We start from the raw sequence: 16,693 nt of genomic DNA on the forward strand, positions 1-16,693 counted from the left end.
TGTCAGATGGGGAAATGCAAATGTCCTCCCGTCGGCCCGAACATGAGTTACCTGGTTTCATTCGGGGACTGCATGACTGCGCTGCTGGCGTTCTTTATTGTGTTGAATTCGCTGGCCGAAGAACAGACCGGCGCGAATCTGCACGCCGGAACGGGGTCTTTTATTAAAGCCCTGGAATCGCATGGCGTTCCGGGATTGTATGAATCCGGGCGTTCGCAGAATGCATTTCAGGGGGTCGATTCCGCACCGCTGTATATGGTGGAGGATCCGGAGAAGCGTCCACCGGATCCGAACGGAGCCGGGCCGGACGATACAGAAGAACGCGGCCGGGTCACCGATCGGCAGAAAGATGATTTCCATCGATTTCTGCAGGAGATTCGAAGGCTGAACAAGCTGGAAGGCCAACCCAATATTGAGGGCGAAGTCAGCTTTGACATTCTCGGTAAAATGCCATCAGAAGGTTCGCCACTGACACCAGCCATGAAGGAAACACTAAACAGCATTGGTCCGATGCTGAGACAGGCTGACTATGCAATTGAACTGACGGTCTGGGCGACAACTCCCTCACAGACGGCCTGGACACGTGCAGTGGAGCAATCGGATCGCTTAAGACAGGATGCAGCACGCTACCTTCGGCTGACGCCTGAACAGCAGGCGCGGTTCACAGCAGTGGGACGAACATGGATTGATGGTGAAATCAAACGCCCCGCTGCCTCGGTCACTCTGCGCAAGCTGGAATTGTGATAGAAGAGAACAGGAAGGATGGAATCTCACAGCCTGAACCGGAACGTTTCCAGAAAGTATCGCCAGAGCCATTGTCCTGCTGATCTGTTCGAGACGAGGAATCTTGCATTGCCTCGCATACCAGGTCGCATCAGCACACCGTCTGTGCGGATGTCGTCCTGATCAAAATCAAGATGAACTGTCGCTCGATAAGCGGGACTCGCCAGTTTTTCTTTTCCCTGCTGGTCGGCGACCGTGCCGAGGGGCCCCTGAAATCGCGTGGTCAATGCTTCAGGTGCAACCAATTCGCCTTTCGGGGAGACCTGGTTGACCCTGGAAACGTATGTCACGTCAGCCAGATGATCAAGCCGCACTTCAATATCCATTTCGTCTCTTAATTCGTCGCGGTCACTTTGGTCGATGAAGAGTACGGCCTGAATCTTATCGGACGGTGCTATTGACAGGATCTCCTGCCCTGCTTCAACGAAACAGCCTTCATTTCGCAGGTCCAGTGGTGTCCCATACCACCGTTCCAGCTTTGTGGGATCAATCTCGTCGCGTGGGGCTTCGGGTAGTCGAGGTGCAGCGACGACTTTTCCACTGATGGACGCCCGGATGATCCTTCCAAGATTCAGGCGGCTCAGTTCTTCGATTCGTTCCTGAAGCTGCATGGCTTCGAAGAGGGCTTCATCCCGGTGGACACCGTCGTCGTTGGCCTGGTACTGGTTTACCTCCAGTGTTCGGACAATCCAGTTTTGGGTTGCCTGAATCAGTTCATCACGGTTCCGGATATCGATGGAATCTTCAACGATTGCCAGAACATCTCCCTCTTCCACAATTTGACCATTGACAGCGGCTGCTGGATATTCCTCCGGCGTCGGAAGGTTCTTTGTGAGGGAAATTGACGACGGATCGATGCGATTCTGGAACGGTATTCCCTGACTTCGAGCAAATTCTTCTGCGTTCTTCAGATCCTGGTACCGCTTTCGATATTCATCGGGCAGGACGAGTCGACCACTGAATGGTGATGTGACGGTGACAACTCCCTGAGGCTCCAGAACCAGGGGAGCTTCCAGATGCCAGGGGATTTTTACCGCGAGTGCCGCCCAGACAGCGACCGCCAGAATGGAAAGGCTGATGGCAATCTTTGGTTTACTCATGGGTTCCATCCGGGGCGTTGCAACAATCTGATAGATGTTTCGAAACATGGCGAAGACAATTCCCGCCATACTAAACAGCATCAGCGTGATGCCAATACTTTGCAGGTCATACGGTTTCAGGACGGTGTATAAAAAGGTGCTGATTGATACCAGAATCACCCAGCGATACAGCCAGGCAGCAATGGCATAAGTGACAAACCACGCCTTTCCGGTTTCGGGCATAAATGGATCGGGCCGGGATTCTATACCAAGGCAATACCAGCTGAATGCCTCGCGCAGCAGCTTGTCTGATTTCTGCCGAAGGTTCGGTATCTCCAGAAAGTCACTCATCATGTAGTAACCATCGAATCTCATCAATGGATTTGCATTAAAGATGACTGTGGTGATGGTGGTGACAAAGAACGTATTCAGGGCCAGATGGTGCAGCAGTCCTGGTTTACTGAACCACCAGATATAGATGGCAACTGCAGATATGATGACTTCGATGTACATACCTGCCGCGCCGATGATGATGCGGTGCCACTTGTTCCGCATCATCCAGGAATCTGTCACGTCACAATAAAGGCACGGGCTGAAGACCAGCAGCATGATGCCCATTTCATGGCATTCGCCGCCAAAGTGAGTGCAACTGAGCCCGTGACCGAATTCGTGGATGATTTTCGCCAGGGCCATGGTAACCCAAAGGTAGATCAGATTCGGCCAGCCAAAGAAACTCTGGAATTCCGGGAGGCGTCCACGGAACTGGTCGAGATTTGCTCCCAGAAGCAACCAGGCACTGCAAACAAAGATCATGCAGATCCAGAAGGCCGCCGGATGAAAGATCCAGCGAAGGAAGGGGTACATGAATCGAAGAGTGCGTTCGGGGTCCCAACCGGGCAGACGCAAATAAAGCAGACTCATCAGCGTCTGTTTGATTTTCTCACGGCGCGTTTTGGTCCTTTCGCGAACGACGGCAGCACCCTGCCCCGGTCGGTTACTGACCACCAGCCCCTTTTTGTGGAGATCCGTGATCAGCTGCTGGATATCGCTTAAAGTGACCTGAAGTGTTGGGAATTCCAGCTTCAGGTCATCCCGAACCTGTTCCAGGCTGCGTTCTCCGTCGAGCAGTTCCAGAATTCTGTACTGCTCCACCTGCAGTCGATGATATTTCAAAGCGACCGGGTCTTTGATCACCTGATATCCGACACCCAGATAGTCAATCCGGGCAACCTGAAGGTCGGCTCGCTTCTTCAGGGGGATCGGGCGTTCGTTGGATGCGACAGTGCTGGAACTCATTTGCCACAGAGGCTTTCAGCGTTCGGCGATGGATAGAACAAGAATCAATTCTTTGAGGACGCAACCGGCGCTTCTATTTGTGAATGACAACGGCGGTCATCCCTATCCCTTCCAGAAGCAGGTATCGCCCTTCATTGTCCGTCCTGTTGGGGACATTGACATACACCTCAATTTTCGGGGCACCTTCCTGCGTGAGCCGTGGCAGGATATGGGTGACCTGTCCGACAAATCGCTCTCCGCGGAGAGATGATGCACGTCCGGGAACTGCTGCTGCTTCCGCGAAATTCTCCGGTGTGGCACTGCTTTGTACAGGTGAGGCACTGCCACCGCCTGGGAACTGGGACAGAATTCCACCGTTTGTTTGTGGATTCGGTACCGGAGAAGGTGCTGTCGGATTTGCCGCGTGCCCGGTTGCCGTGAGCTCGACTTCGTCACCGACGGAGATGCTTCCAAAGTAGGACTGGTCGATATCCAGGACGGCTCGAACAACAGACAAGTCTGCAACAGTCAGCACTGGGTCACCCTGCCGCACGGCCTGTCCCGGGAAGCAATGAACTTTCGTCACAACTCCATTGATCGGAGCTTCCACTGTGTACTGCTTGAGTTCCACTCGCTTTGTTTCGGCCTCCAGGCCAAGAATGGTTTTTTCTTCGGATGCCTTTGCGAGCTGGGCTGCGGCCTTGTCGACTTCCAGTTTCGCACGCCGGATTTCTGTTTCAGTAAAGGTTCCGGGAGACTGTTGATTGGCCGACTCCTGAACCTCGAGGTCCGCTTCGGCTGAAGCCTGAGCGATTTTAGCGAAGTCAATTTCTGTGGTCGACGCCGCTTTCTTTTCCAGATGGGCGAGCTGTGCCTGTATTAGCTCGTCGTCCAATCGAATCACGATATCACCGATGCGGACCATCCGACCTTCTTCAACCGGATTCACGAAAGTCAGGTGACCGGGGATCTGGGTCGAAAGAGGGATCTCCTTGAGAATGCGGATCGAGCAGTTGTGGGCGGGCACACGTTGCTGCCCCGTCGCATCCGGTGCGGCGATGCTGGCTATCGCGCCGGCAATCGCAAGCGTAATGGCGAAACGAACCTGCATTGTCAGTCCTTTCGGGCGGTTATCGCCCATGAGTTATCTTTGAGCCATTTCGTGGCTGAATTTCTATTCATCGTACAATCGACTGTCAGTCAACCAGCACGACGACACAGGAGATGTTATCCCGTGACCCGCCTTCCTGGGCAGCAGCGACAACGGTCTCTGCAATTGCCTGAGGGTCATCTGATGATTGCAGCAATTCAGCAATCTTGTCGTCTGGTATTCCGTCTGTTACGCCGTCCGAACACAGGAGGAACCGGTCGCCAGGCTGTGGAGTGATCTCTGCCGCATTCGAGCCCGCAGAGCCATCTCGAGTCCCGAGATAACGGTACAGAACATTACGGTATCGATGCGTTCTGGCCTCAGTGGCCGAGATTGTACCTGCTTCAATCAACGCCTGTGTCAAAGAATGGTCCGTCGTAATCTGCTTCAGCTTTCCCGCACGCAGTTCGTAGGCGCGGCTGTCGCCTATGCCACCCACGAAAAATTGATTGCCTGCTTTCACCAGAAAAACAACCGTCGTCCCCATGTTGCGATAGCTTGGGTTAACCTCGCTGAGTGCCATAATTTCGGAGTTGGCGTGATGAATGGACTGATCGATCGCATCTACTATTCCAGCGCTTTCTCCGCCGGAAAAATCGACCAGTTGCAACAGCTTCTGCGGTATCAGTTCGACCGCGAGCGCGCTGGCTTTTTCGCCGGCACTTTGGCCGCCCATGCCATCGGCGACGATGACAAAGCGATGCTCTTCGTCAACGACCAGGCTGTCTTCGTTGTTCTCACGAAAATTGCCTGTAATGCTGACCTGACCAGTCCTGATTGAAACCATCTGTATGCTCGCCGGCGACATGTGAAGTCGCCCTCAAACCGAAAAGTAAAGATACAAAACACAGGTCAATGATACGGGATCTGGAAACAGGGGAAAACCTAAAAGCAGCTCACCGGACCGTTGCCCCGCATATTGTCTCGAAGACACTTTGAAGCCCCAGTGTCGTCGCACTGATCAGGAGTTCGCCCGCTTCGAATCCTGTGGTGGCCCCCAGCATTCTTGCCTGACTATCCACGAGTTTAAAGACCCGTTCCTTCCCCGGTGGAAATTGAGTCTTATAGCAGCGGATCGAATCTAGCTTCGTTTCCAGTGTTTCGGAAATATCCGAAACGAATTCTCCCCCACCTTCCGGGCGGCTGAGATTCTGAAGTCCCAGTGGGTACCAAAGCTGTCGATCAATTCGATGAACGGGCAATTCGTCGAAGTACTGATCCCACTTGGACAGTCGGGAATAGAAAATGGCCGCATCGGTGATTTGCATCGCCTGCCAGTGATCCGGTGAAGCCAGTGGAGTCTTCTCTGCAATTCCGATGACCAGTCTTGGACGATAAATTCGGAAAATCTTGGCGAGATCAACTCTCGCTTCGAACGAATCGAATAAGCGGCGATTGGGTAAATTGAGTGTGTGTCGAACGTGAACGCCCAACGCATCCGCGGCTTGTCTTGCCTCTTCAAGTCGGATCTGAGGATCGGGGCACAGGGGTGTGGGTTCACCGTCGGTGAGGTCAACGATGCCAACACGCTGTCCTTGCTGCACCATCCGCGCGAGCGTACCGCCACAGCCAATTTCCACGTCGTCCGGGTGAGCACCGACGGCGATGACATCGAGTGGTTCGGGAAGTTCCTGGTGTGACATGATCGAGTGTCTTCCGGATCGGTTGTGACACGGCGTTTGCTATCGGACGGCAGATACCGGATCCCATTTGGCCGTATTGATGTCTGAAGGCACAATGTAAAGCTCGACACGGCGATTTCTCTGTCGAGCTGTTTCGGCAACCGACGCTTCAACCGGCTGAAACTCGCCATAGCCCATCGAAGCGATGCGTTCGGGGCTGACACCACGTTTAGTCAGCTCCAGAATGACGGCGTCGGCTCGATCCGTTGACAGGTGCCAGTTGGTCGGATGTTTTCGCGCGGTCTCTCCTCGAACGATCTGCTGATCGTCCGTATGACCGACAATCAGGATTTTCATTCCGAGGGCCGCTCCGGAATTCACTGTGGACGCGAAGTCGGCAATGATCGGTTCTGCTTCCGCCCGGATAGCGTCGCTGCCCAGATCGAACAGGATGTCCTGACGGAATTTGTTCAGCCCGGTACCAGCATCGTAGATAAATCCATCAGGCGTCAGGTCCGCTCCGGGAATTCCGCCTGCCAGAAGCGGGTCCGTTCCCGTCAGTGCCCTGGCATATCGGTCGGTGAGCTCTCCGCGTTCAGCCAGCAGGTTTTCGACGCGCGCATTCGCGCTCTGTAACTGCGAATCTGTGTTGCTGAGGTTTTCTAACAGCATCTGTTTTTCTGATTCAGCGCTGGCCAGCATTTGCTGGGTCTGCATCTGAGATGACAACAGACGCTGGTTCTCGGCGTAAAGTTCGCGAGCATGTAATTGAGAGGCAGCCAGCTCATTCGTTGAGCGACCACCGAACAGACAACAGCCGGAGCTTGTTGCCAGCAATGCTGTAGCGATGCAAAGTTGAAGTGTTTTCATTGCAAATCTCATCCGTGATTTGACGAAACCGAACCAGCAGGTGATCTGCCGCCAGAACCTGCGACAACAATCTTTGCTGTCGCCATTCCGGCGCGTTCGGACGCGGCTGTGGCAGAGGTTACCTGGCACGGTTAAGCATCCCGAGATCACCTTTGGTAGAAATGGCCAGATTTCAAAGACACGTCGGACGGCATACCCTTTGGATGATCGTAAATCCGCAGATGCTGCCGAATACAGTCGTCCGACAAGCCTGTTTCTCACGAGGGGATACTTGCGAATCGGCAAAAATGGCCAGTTCGCTGGAGCCCGCCTACGCCCGGTGGTTCACAGACAGCGGCAGATTCTTCAAAGAATGACCGCTGTGGGCAGGGGCTCGCCCGTCTGCATACCTCCCATCTTGCTCGCAAACGGTGACACAGGTTTTGCGGATGCAATGTTGCAAGTCGGCGGGTTTTGCCTCCGTGCGCACGCGAGCTATGACACGTCCGGCGATGGAGACGCAGACAAGTCTGGCGTCAGTGGGACGCTTCCGTGAGATTCTTACGGTCGATTAATTGTCCGTTTTCGCAGCCGGCTGCTCGGCTGGAGCGGAATCCTGCGATTCGTTCTTCGGCTCACCCTGAGTCTGTGGCGTTTCGGCAGGCGTTTCTTCCAGAGCAGGCTCCGGGCTACGAACCGCAGGTTTGCCAGCTGTGTCCGGCGCAGCCGTCACGGAGCCTCCATCGGTGTTTGCGGAATTGTCAGCGAAAGCAACGAAATCGAAATCTTCCCACGGGGAATAGCTGTGTTCTTCAATGAACTTCAGCCCGTCTTTATCCATGAGTGAGAGATAGTACGATGCAAGATTTCGGCTTGCGGATTCTCCATCTTCGACAATGATTGCCTGAAGGATCAGTCGGGCAGCCTGGACGTTCCCGTCTTCGATATGGCAAAGTGCAATCAGGAATCGGACCTCAGATTCGGCTCGAGCCACTCCGGCAACCGGCAGTTGCAGGGAACTGAGGTGCCCGATCGGCCACTGTGAGATCATGGCCTGCGGCAGCAAATTCACTTCACTGGCAAGCGGGGCAGATAACAGAACGCCCCGGTACGGTTCCGGAGAAGCCTTTGCCTGTTCGATTTCTTTCAGCTGAATGGACAGCATTTCGATGGCTGACTGGTAGTCGGCGATAGAAAGCTGACTGATGGCTCCTCCGAGGTGCCATTGCATCCCGGGGAATGCATCCGGCTGATCCCTCGCGATGCGAGCGAATGACGTGACAGAACGGTAGCCATTCTCAACATCGCCGGATTCCAGCAGCAAAGCCCCCATCAGGGTCTGTCCCATTGGATTTTGCTGCACAATGACGTCGTGGTCCTTCATGATTCCCAGGGCCTGAAGTGGGAAGCCGGCCTGAATCAAAGAAGAAGCCAGACCGATGATCGCGTTGCCCTTCTCCGTAGCATCTTCCGGCAGCGGGTTGGATTGCATCATCTCTTCCAGACGCTGCTGATTATCCTTCACAACGTCGGAAAGCGCATTACGAGTGTCACGCATCTCTTTGATGAGCGTTTCCTGTTGGATTGTCTTACGGCCGGATCCCTGCAAAGAAAGCCATTTCTCCAGGGCGGCCAATGCCAGGTCCTGTTTATTGCGGGACGAATACAACTGGTAAAGGATCCCCCAAACATCAACGTCGTCGGGATTTCTATTGAGCGACTGGCGAAGTGCCATCACGCTTTGCATGTACCGAAGTTCCTCCCGCGTGGAGGAACTGCCTTCAGGTTGAACGCCGGACAGGATGCCTTCGATATTGTTAATCTGCCGATAGCATTCACCGAGAAGGCGATACCCATAACTGTTTTGAGGGTCGGTGTAGAGAGACTGATTGAGTTCGCGGATGGCCAGCGTGGTGAGCGAAAGGCTCGCAATGACCTGGTCGAGCGACTGCATCTGGCCACCGGACAGTCGCAGATAATGTTCGGCCTGGCGAACGTGCTCGTCCTGGCTCGGCCGTTTTCGGTAGATCCATGTTTCGTAGAAATCGGGAGTTCTGGCAAAATCGACGCGCACAGCGGGCGTGCTTTCCGCCTCCTGAAACGCCTGAACACCGAATGCTGGAAGTTTTTTGGCTCGTTCTGCCTGGGGTAAGTCCGGTGAAACCCGCTCCAGAAATGCAGCTGACGGTCCCAGTTCGACAAGAAGCCAGTCCGGCCGCGTGGCGAGCATCTGGATTGACTGATAGTCAGGAACTCCGGGAGGAGCCAGACGCGGCATCATATGGGTGACGTTAAGTTCTTCGACGTACTGTGTCGCGGCCGCGAGCTCTTCTTCCTGCTTCTTCTTTTCCTCGTCTTCGATGGCTGGTTGAGGCGGACGCAGGTAATTTCGCAGGATCATGCGATGTCGAGCCGTAATGGAATCCGGATTGCTCATCCGTCCGAATGGAATAATCCGGCTGTCGATAGCACTCTTGCGTCCATGCCAGATCAGGATATCACCTTGATCGATACGCGTATGAAGGATACGAGCGTCTTCCGGGATCTCCGCCAGTTGCTCGCCGATCGTGCGAATCGTTGTCTTGGTGTCTTCTTCGAATCCAAGTCCAACAGGCGTATTGCCTGGCAGGCGACCTGCAACCACGCAAAAGCCCAGGAACGCGAATACGAATACAGTGACGGCCCTGCCACCGCGCGAAAACATCAGCTCTTTCGTGTCCACCGAATACTGAAGGTTGAAGTTGCGTCGATACCATCGCTGGATCACGGTTCCTGAAATCACCGCTGCTGTCAGCGCGGTGACTGGCAATTCGTGTGTCGCATAGATCGCCAGCACAGAGAGTCCTGCCAGCATGAAAGCAAACCCTCGATCAGCAGCACTTTGCGACAGAATCAGGGCGATGACGGCGATCAGAATAAGAGCAATTCCAGCGATTTGCGTGTGGTCAAACAGTGTAAACGCGTCGGGGTCAAGCATCGAGAAATAGTCGACGCGGTTATCGAAGCTGACACCAGCCAGTGAAGACATTAACGGGCGCTGCTCCTGCATCGTTGGATACTCAACTGAGTAAATGGATGTTGCAGAAAGCAGCGAATTCAATGGAAACGGATTCAGCAGGAGAGCGGCGACTGCAAGAGCGGCTGCGAGACCCAGGCCCTGCCCCGCAGGCATTGTTTCTGGTGGCTTACCGGCATCAACAGCTGACTCGCGGCGGCTGCGCACAGTCATCAGACCGATCGCGTACAGCACTGTTGCAAGGGAGCCAATCCACGCGCGGGGATCAAGGTTTGCCCATACGGCGATCAGCAAAGGTAGTTTCCACGTAATGCCTTTGACCACTCCTTCGCGATGCTGATGCAGGATTGCCATCAGAATAACCATGCCCAGCAGAGTGATGATTTCGGTTGATACCGTGAAATCGCCGGAACAAGCGACTATGGCGAACACCGCGCAAATCGAATTCCACCAGGTGGGCATCTCCGGTACTGAGATTCGGGAGAGGATCCATGCGGTGATGGCCGCAAGCAAAGCCTTGAAAACAGAGAGTCCGGCGTCACCTGCTGCCGACCAGACAAGACTGGTCAGGTGATCGAATAACCAACTGAGATTGACGGCTGGTTTGCCTTCGGCCGAGAACGACAATGTATCGACTGCTGACGGCAGAAAACCGTCCGACTGCATTTGTTCGCCGGTCTTGATATGAACCAGCGTGCGTGTGTCGGACATTTTGCTGAATCCGAACAACAACGCCAGGAATATGGCCGCCCATCGAAGCATGAAATCGCCCCGAATCGCCTCTTCCTCAACCAGTTCCGGAGTCAATGGTTCGATGTCCGGAAGTTCATCTTCCAGTTGGGGCGTCGTCGTGACTGAGGTCTCGGCAGTGACCGAATCACTCGATGTCTCTTCGGAAGATGCCGAATTTGCTGACACCGCAGACGCGTCGGGCTCTGGTGCCTCCGCATCCTGGGCCCCGGTGGGTTCAGCTCCGTTGAGGGAAGACTGTTCGTCAGCTGGCTTTTTCTGTTCGTCGGACACGCGCCATCTCTCGCTTACAATTTGGGGAATGGGCACGTATGGATGGGATTGCCCCTCCAGTTCATGCCCATTTCAGTCAATTCGGCAGTCACCCTGCCGCGCAGCGGTACTCTGAAGCTTGGGAGCTTAGCATTACGGTTCCCGGTTCGCCTCATTGACCATCAAAAGAGGTACGACAAGCGCTGCTTCTTCGTTGGCCCAATCTTACGACCCGACCCGCAGCGTCCGAATTCTGCGGGATTTATGGGTTCGTGCGACTCTGAGGGACGCGATTATTCGCGTTTGTGGCTCAAAAGCCACGAGTACAACTCGGGAGTTGCGTAGGTAGCGGACCAACAGTTGTGCCCGATGTGTTCCATGGTGGTGAAACGAATTTTCGTGCCTCCGGCAGCTCGGATTGCATCGACCATCTCTACAGACTTCGAGAAGGGAACGGCACTGTCCTGATCGCCATGAAAGACCCAGATAGGCAGTGCCTTCAGGGCGTCAGCATCTTCCGGCTTTCCACCGCCGCAGACCGGAACAACTGCTGCGAATCGGGAAGGATGATCGGCAGCCAGTCGCCAGGAACCGTAGCCTCCCATGCTGAGTCCCGTCAGATAAACACGATTCTGGTCTACGTGATAGTTGCTGCCGATATGGTCGAGCAACTCGACGAGTCGTTTCTGCTGCACTTCAGAGGACCATGCATCGTCGCGAGGGCATTGTGGTGAAACAAGAATGAAAGGAAACTGCTTTCCTTCGGCGGCCATCATCGGTGGACCCCATTTGGCAACCAGAGACAGGGGACCATTGCTTTCTCCGCGACCGTGCAGGAAAAGTACAAATGGCAGCTTTGCAGCAGATGGGTCGTAGTCTTTGGGAAGATAAATCAGATAAGAAATGGAGCCACCGTCATTGGTAGCCAGTGTGGCTTCCACCTGCTGGCCGACGGCTGTTGTCAGCTTCTCCTGCGCATTTGCAGTTGCAAGACAGGACAAAGCGGCAAGCGAATATGCGATCAGGCGGTTCATTGTTCAGCGTTCCTTTAAGACCATGTCGATGCACATAACAGCGCCGAGGATCAGGCCTCGGATTGGGTTATCCCGCGGCACAGAATCCGAGATTTCCAGAATGTAGTTGTCGGCTGATGTAAAAAGCTCTTTGCCCAGCCCCGCCCACTTCTTGGTAACGCGAGCCAGTTCGACGTCGTCCGCCCTGAAACTGAAGTCCCAGCCCGTCCATTTTCCTTTGAGCGTGCAAAGAGTCTGGTCGTCCGGGCCAAGGACATTGAATGCACCACCGATTGAGAAGAGCTTCTGTTTGAAGCCACCGATTTTCTGGCCATGATCGTCGTGGACATCAACCTTTGAAAGGAACAGTGAAATCCCGCGTGAGACGTTTAAGACGGGTTCCCCGGATGGTGTCGCCAGTTCAATGGCGAACGGCGTCATGGTCTTGTATTCGGAGAAACGAAACAGTCGCGTCAACGCTCCAAGATTTGGTTCTCGGCATTCGATGAGCAATTCACCTGTTTCGGGGGCGAATATGTCAAAGTTGTTGGCCGCCTTGAACATGGCAACATGCTCTTTGACGAGATACAGATTGTGGTTCAGGACGGGGTGCATTCACCCGAGCTCCGTTGGAGTATCGTTTCCGGGTTTGATTGGAATTACAGGATCGAAGGTCCTTTGACCTGGATTCCTTTGAGTCGCATCTTGAGCTCTTCGACGTTGGGGGAGATTTCGAAGGCAGCTTCCCGACTGATTATTTCCCTTGTCACGAAGTCGTACAGGCTGTCATTAAACAGCTGCATTCCTTCGTCCTTGCCAATCCGGATTGCGGACCATAGCTTTTCGTCAGCTTCTTCCATGACAAGTTTACGTACTGTGGGATTGAAGCTCATGATTTCCACAATGGGCACGCGTGGCGGCACGTCAACAATCGTCTTCAACAGTTTCTGGCCCACGATGCATTTGAGGTTCATCGCCATGCTGGCGCGGATGGCTCTGTGCATGTCGAACGGGAACAAGTCCAGAATACGCGAAATTGTTCCGGGTGCTCCCGGAGCGTGAATCGTTCCGAAAACGAGGTGCCCTGTTTCTGCCGCATGAATTGCGGTTTCGAACGTTTCACGGTCTCGCATTTCACCCACCAGCATGATGTCAGGGTCTTCTCGAACCGCGTGTTTCATGGCGACGTGAAAGTCGATGACATCCTGACCAATTTCTCGCTGATTGATCAGGCATTTGTCGGATGTGTAGATAAACTCGATCGGGTCCTCGATCGTCAGAATGTGTTTATTCATGTTGCGGTTAATCCAGTCCAGCATCGACGCAATCGTCGTACTTTTTCCGGACCCCGTCACACCGGCAAGCAACACCATCCCCTGGTCGTATTTACAATGGTCAACCATACAGGGGGGAAGAAACAGCTTTTCGAACGGTGGAATCGACCGCTCGATCTTTCGGGCGACCATACCGACTTTTCCAAGCTGAGTCAGCAGGTTGACGCGGAATCGCCAGGGATCGTTGTCCAGTGCGACGACCTTCGAAAAGTCCGCACCGCCGTCCCGGTGAAAAATGTCCAGGTTACGCTGATCCATCATCGGAAACGTCAGTTCAATCATCTGACTTTCGGTAATGGGCGGCATCTCCAGTTCTTTCAAACCGCCTCGAATGCGGAAGATGGGTGGCCGCCCGACCTGCAGATGGATGTCGGAACATTTGTGTTTGATGGCCAATCGAAAAATCTTGTCAACCTCCAGATCTTTTCGGGGGTCGAAGGTTGATTTCTTCCAGTCAGCAATCAACACCATGGGAAGTCACTCCGGTCGCTCTGAAACAATTACGCTGGTCGATACTCTCACGACAGGATTGCCGTGCAGCTTTTGGAAACGAGGCGGAAGTGTAACCAGGTTTCATGCCGGGCAACAATCAGTACAAAACGAATGTTGCGACCTGAGGAAAAGTTGCCACGGATCGGGTTCATGAGTTCATGGATGAGTTTCGCAGGTTCGGCAACAGCACCCATCGGCTTGACCCAGGCTACTGTCAGAGTTCTGATACGGGCCTTATCGGATGCATTTTCCAGCGGGTTCGTCCCGCAGTCAAATACAGGAAGCAGATGAATGACGGGCAATTTGTTCAACCTGACCGGCGATGTTGCGGTTGTAACTGGGGGTACCGGCGTACTGGGCGGCAGCATGGCGGAAGCGTTGGCGTCAGCTGGAGCCCGTGTCGCTATCCTCGGTCGGAATGAAGAGCGTGGCCACGCACGCGTCAAAGCAATTGAAGCAGCTGGCGGTACAGCCATGTTTCAGTCAGTGGATGCGTTGTGTGTCGATTCTCTGACGGAGGCCCGAGATCAGATCAACAATCAACTGGGGCCGGTCAGCATTCTCGTCAGCGCTGCTGGGGGAAATCGTCCTGACGCAACGTTGCCTCCCGGATCGGATTTCTGCAAGTTGCCGAAGGAAGCCTGGAATGGCGTCTTTGATCTGAATCTGGTCGGCGGTTCTCTGTTGCCATCGCAGGTATTTGGAGAAACTATGCTGGCGCAGGGCAAAGGAAGCATTATCAACATCGCCTCCATGTCCGGCATGATTCCGCTGTCACGCGTTGTCGCCTACAGCGCGGCGAAGGCAGCAGTGATCAACCTGACGATGTTTCTGGCACGCGAATGGGCAACGAAAGGTGTTCGCGTGAATGCCATCAGTCCGGGCTTCTTTCCTGCCGAACAGAATCGGGCGCTACTGTTCCGGGATGACGGGTCATACACCGAACGCGGCGGTCAAATCATCGGGCATACACCAATGGCTCGCTTCGGAAAGCCGGAAGAACTTTCCGGCGCTGTCGTTTGGCTGGCGTCTGACAAGGCCTCGTCTTTCGTAACAGGACAGAACATTGTCGTTGACGGTGGTTTCTCCTCAACAACCATCTGAGTCCGTCGGCCGCAGATACGCAGCGGAGCCCTGGCGATTCGATCCATACCTGGCCTGAGCGAAATGCCGTTCGGGCCAGGTCAGTGGAAGACGCCTGGAAGTCGCAAATCCCATTTCAATGATGTTGCGAAGCACCTTTGTTCATGTCAGGGCGTTATCCATCGGCGTGTTTTTGAAATGATGTCAAAGTAGGCTCTGATATTTCCGTTTCGTGAAAGATGCAGCCAGTCCGCGTTTTGTACCTGAAAAATGATGACCGCAAAGTTGCGGCGCCCGCCTTGAACTTCATCGCGTGTTGGAATGCGCCCCCGGACATTCTCCGGCAGGTTAACATTCGACGCCGCGGTTTCCGTACCGGGTGCCAGTAGGCCAAGGTACGCTCTCAGTGTTTCCGGCGCAGCTGTCGACCAGACAGTGTCCGCAACGGAATCGGTGGTGTGAATTGTGCAGACGCCACAAAGCTGCAATTGGACCCCCAGCGCCTGGTCGTAGAACAACAGTGAAGCTCGGGGATCTGCCTGAATCTGCGCGACCTTTGCCGAACGTATATCCGTGTGAAACCAGAGCGTCTTCTCGAAGACATCGACCTTTCTGAGAACGAGCGTTCTCTGTTTTGCGCCGATCGGTGATGTCGTTGCCATCACGGGTAGCCTCCACGGGTGGTCGCGATCATCGACTGCAGCAGAAAGATGTCGCCAGCAGTCCTGTTCAATGATGTGCAAATCGTTCACCATGCGGAAGGGTTGAGTTTCTACAGACATGGAGCAGTTTTCCTTGAAAACGATTATCTACAATGGCACAGCCATTCTTCCTGATCGACTCCTGGATGACGCGGTGATCATCATCGACGGAGGTCGGATCGTCTCGGTGAAATCGGGTGGCCGAATCCCCGCAAATACACATTCGCTGAATGCCCGGGGAGGATACATTTCTCCGGGTTTTGTCGACATCCACGTCCATGGTGGTGCAGGGGCTGATTTCATGGATGGGACAGTCCAGGCGGTCAAAACCGTCTGCGCTGCACACGCACGGCACGGCACCACCACGATTTTTCCAACGACCACCACTGGTGAATTCGACCAGATTATGGCGATGATTGACGCCTGCCGGACGGTGCAGAGCGAAGGAACGGATCACGCTGGTAGTCGCATTGCCGGTGTGCATCTCTACGGTCCCTACTTTGCCGAGGACAAAACGGGATGCCACCCGCGCGATGAGTGCCGCCCGCCGGTTGCAAAAGAGTTCGACCGATACTTCCAAACCCAAATGATCAGGATTGCCACCTGCGCGGCTGAACTGCCGGGAGCAATCGACTTCTACAAGGTGGCCCGCCGCAGGAAATGTCTGGTCACCTGTGGCCATTCCAACTCCAGTTGGCAGGAAATGGCACTCGCTTTTCGAGCTGGCATGCGACACGTTGACCATTTTTGGTGCGCCATGAGCAACGTTTCCTCTGTCCGCCAACGGTTAGGAGTGCCGATGCAGGGCAGCATGACTGAATTTGTGCTGGCAAATGCGGAAATGAGTACTGAAGTGATCGCGGATGGAATGCACCTTTCACCCGAACTGCTTCATTTTGCTGCCATGATGAAAGGACCTTCCCGGCTGTGTCTTGTCACCGACTGTAATCGCGCTATGGACATGCCTTCCGGACGATATCGCTTTGGTAACGAACATAGCGGGACATGGTTTGAAAGTGATGGTCGAGTCGGCTGGGCAACTGAAGGGAGCCTCGCCAGTTCGGTCAACGGAATGGATCACATGGTGCGTCAGATGATATCTGCCACGAAGTTACCCCTGCCGGAAGTCATCCGGATGGCGAGCCTGACGCCGGCAGAACGAGCCGGGATCGCAAATGAAACAGGCAGCATCGAGGTCGGGAAATCCGCAGATATCCTGCTGCTGAGTCGCCGATTGCTGATCAACCAGGTGATGGTGCATGGGCGACGAATCGTCTAACCCAACAGCCTGCTG

At 54.4% G+C, this 16,693-nt stretch carries 13 protein-coding genes; 3 read left to right on the top strand and 10 right to left on the bottom strand.

The window, feature by feature from the left end; all coding sequences use genetic code 11:
* Positions 1-6 precede the first annotated feature (6 nt).
* Entirely contained in the window at positions 7-744 is a 738-nt protein-coding gene (locus tag R3C20_03765) for a flagellar motor protein MotB (GenBank protein ID MEZ6039595.1), read from the top strand.
* 26 nt (positions 745-770) lie between these two features.
* Here R3C20_03765 and R3C20_03770 read toward each other — a convergent pair whose 3' ends face one another.
* The 9 genes from R3C20_03770 to R3C20_03810 form a co-directional block, all read right to left on the bottom strand.
* A complete protein-coding gene (locus R3C20_03770; protein MEZ6039596.1) occupies positions 771-3,158 on the bottom strand; it encodes an HlyD family efflux transporter periplasmic adaptor subunit in 2,388 nt (795 codons plus the stop codon).
* A gap of 73 nt (positions 3,159-3,231) precedes the next feature.
* A complete protein-coding gene (locus tag R3C20_03775; GenBank protein ID MEZ6039597.1) occupies positions 3,232-4,248 on the bottom strand; it encodes an efflux RND transporter periplasmic adaptor subunit in 1,017 nt (338 codons plus the stop codon).
* An 85-nt stretch (positions 4,249-4,333) separates the two neighbouring features.
* Positions 4,334-5,074 carry a protein phosphatase 2C domain-containing protein gene (locus R3C20_03780; protein ID MEZ6039598.1) on the bottom strand — a complete coding sequence of 247 codons (741 nt, stop codon included), beginning with the start codon at positions 5,072-5,074 and terminating at the stop codon, positions 4,334-4,336.
* Between the two features lie 109 nt (positions 5,075-5,183).
* Positions 5,184-5,930, bottom strand: coding sequence for a PIG-L family deacetylase (locus R3C20_03785; GenBank protein ID MEZ6039599.1), 747 nt, complete (start codon positions 5,928-5,930; stop codon positions 5,184-5,186).
* A gap of 39 nt (positions 5,931-5,969) precedes the next feature.
* The gene (locus tag R3C20_03790) at positions 5,970-6,779 is read right to left on the bottom strand and encodes an OmpA family protein (GenBank protein MEZ6039600.1); all 810 of its coding nucleotides are present in this window, start codon (positions 6,777-6,779) and stop codon (positions 5,970-5,972) included.
* 550 nt (positions 6,780-7,329) lie between these two features.
* A complete protein-coding gene (locus R3C20_03795; GenBank protein ID MEZ6039601.1) occupies positions 7,330-10,797 on the bottom strand; it encodes a hypothetical protein in 3,468 nt (1,155 codons plus the stop codon).
* Between the two features lie 272 nt (positions 10,798-11,069).
* Complete coding sequence (locus R3C20_03800) at positions 11,070-11,810, bottom strand: prolyl oligopeptidase family serine peptidase (GenBank protein MEZ6039602.1); 741 nt, start codon at positions 11,808-11,810, stop codon at positions 11,070-11,072.
* Positions 11,811-11,813: 3 nt separating this feature from the next.
* Positions 11,814-12,404 (bottom strand): phospholipid scramblase-related protein, encoded by a 591-nt coding sequence (locus R3C20_03805; protein ID MEZ6039603.1) that lies wholly within the window; start codon positions 12,402-12,404, stop codon positions 11,814-11,816.
* A 44-nt stretch (positions 12,405-12,448) separates the two neighbouring features.
* Positions 12,449-13,594, bottom strand: coding sequence for a PilT/PilU family type 4a pilus ATPase (locus R3C20_03810; GenBank protein MEZ6039604.1), 1,146 nt, complete (start codon positions 13,592-13,594; stop codon positions 12,449-12,451).
* A gap of 312 nt (positions 13,595-13,906) precedes the next feature.
* Between R3C20_03810 and R3C20_03815 the strand changes: the two genes are divergently transcribed.
* A complete protein-coding gene (locus tag R3C20_03815; protein ID MEZ6039605.1) occupies positions 13,907-14,719 on the top strand; it encodes an SDR family oxidoreductase in 813 nt (270 codons plus the stop codon).
* A 146-nt stretch (positions 14,720-14,865) separates the two neighbouring features.
* On the opposite strand, the gene R3C20_03820 is transcribed toward R3C20_03815, so the two are convergent.
* Positions 14,866-15,480, bottom strand: coding sequence for a pyridoxamine 5'-phosphate oxidase family protein (locus tag R3C20_03820; protein MEZ6039606.1), 615 nt, complete (start codon positions 15,478-15,480; stop codon positions 14,866-14,868).
* Between the two features lie 13 nt (positions 15,481-15,493).
* On the opposite strand from R3C20_03820, the gene R3C20_03825 reads away from it, so the two are divergent.
* Positions 15,494-16,678: an amidohydrolase family protein gene (locus R3C20_03825; protein MEZ6039607.1), complete on the top strand. Its 1,185-nt coding sequence runs from the start codon at positions 15,494-15,496 to the stop codon at positions 16,676-16,678.
* Positions 16,679-16,693 lie beyond the last annotated feature (15 nt).

Source organism: Planctomycetaceae bacterium, from assembly GCA_041398825.1.
GTDB lineage: Bacteria > Planctomycetota > Planctomycetia > Planctomycetales > Planctomycetaceae > F1-80-MAGs062.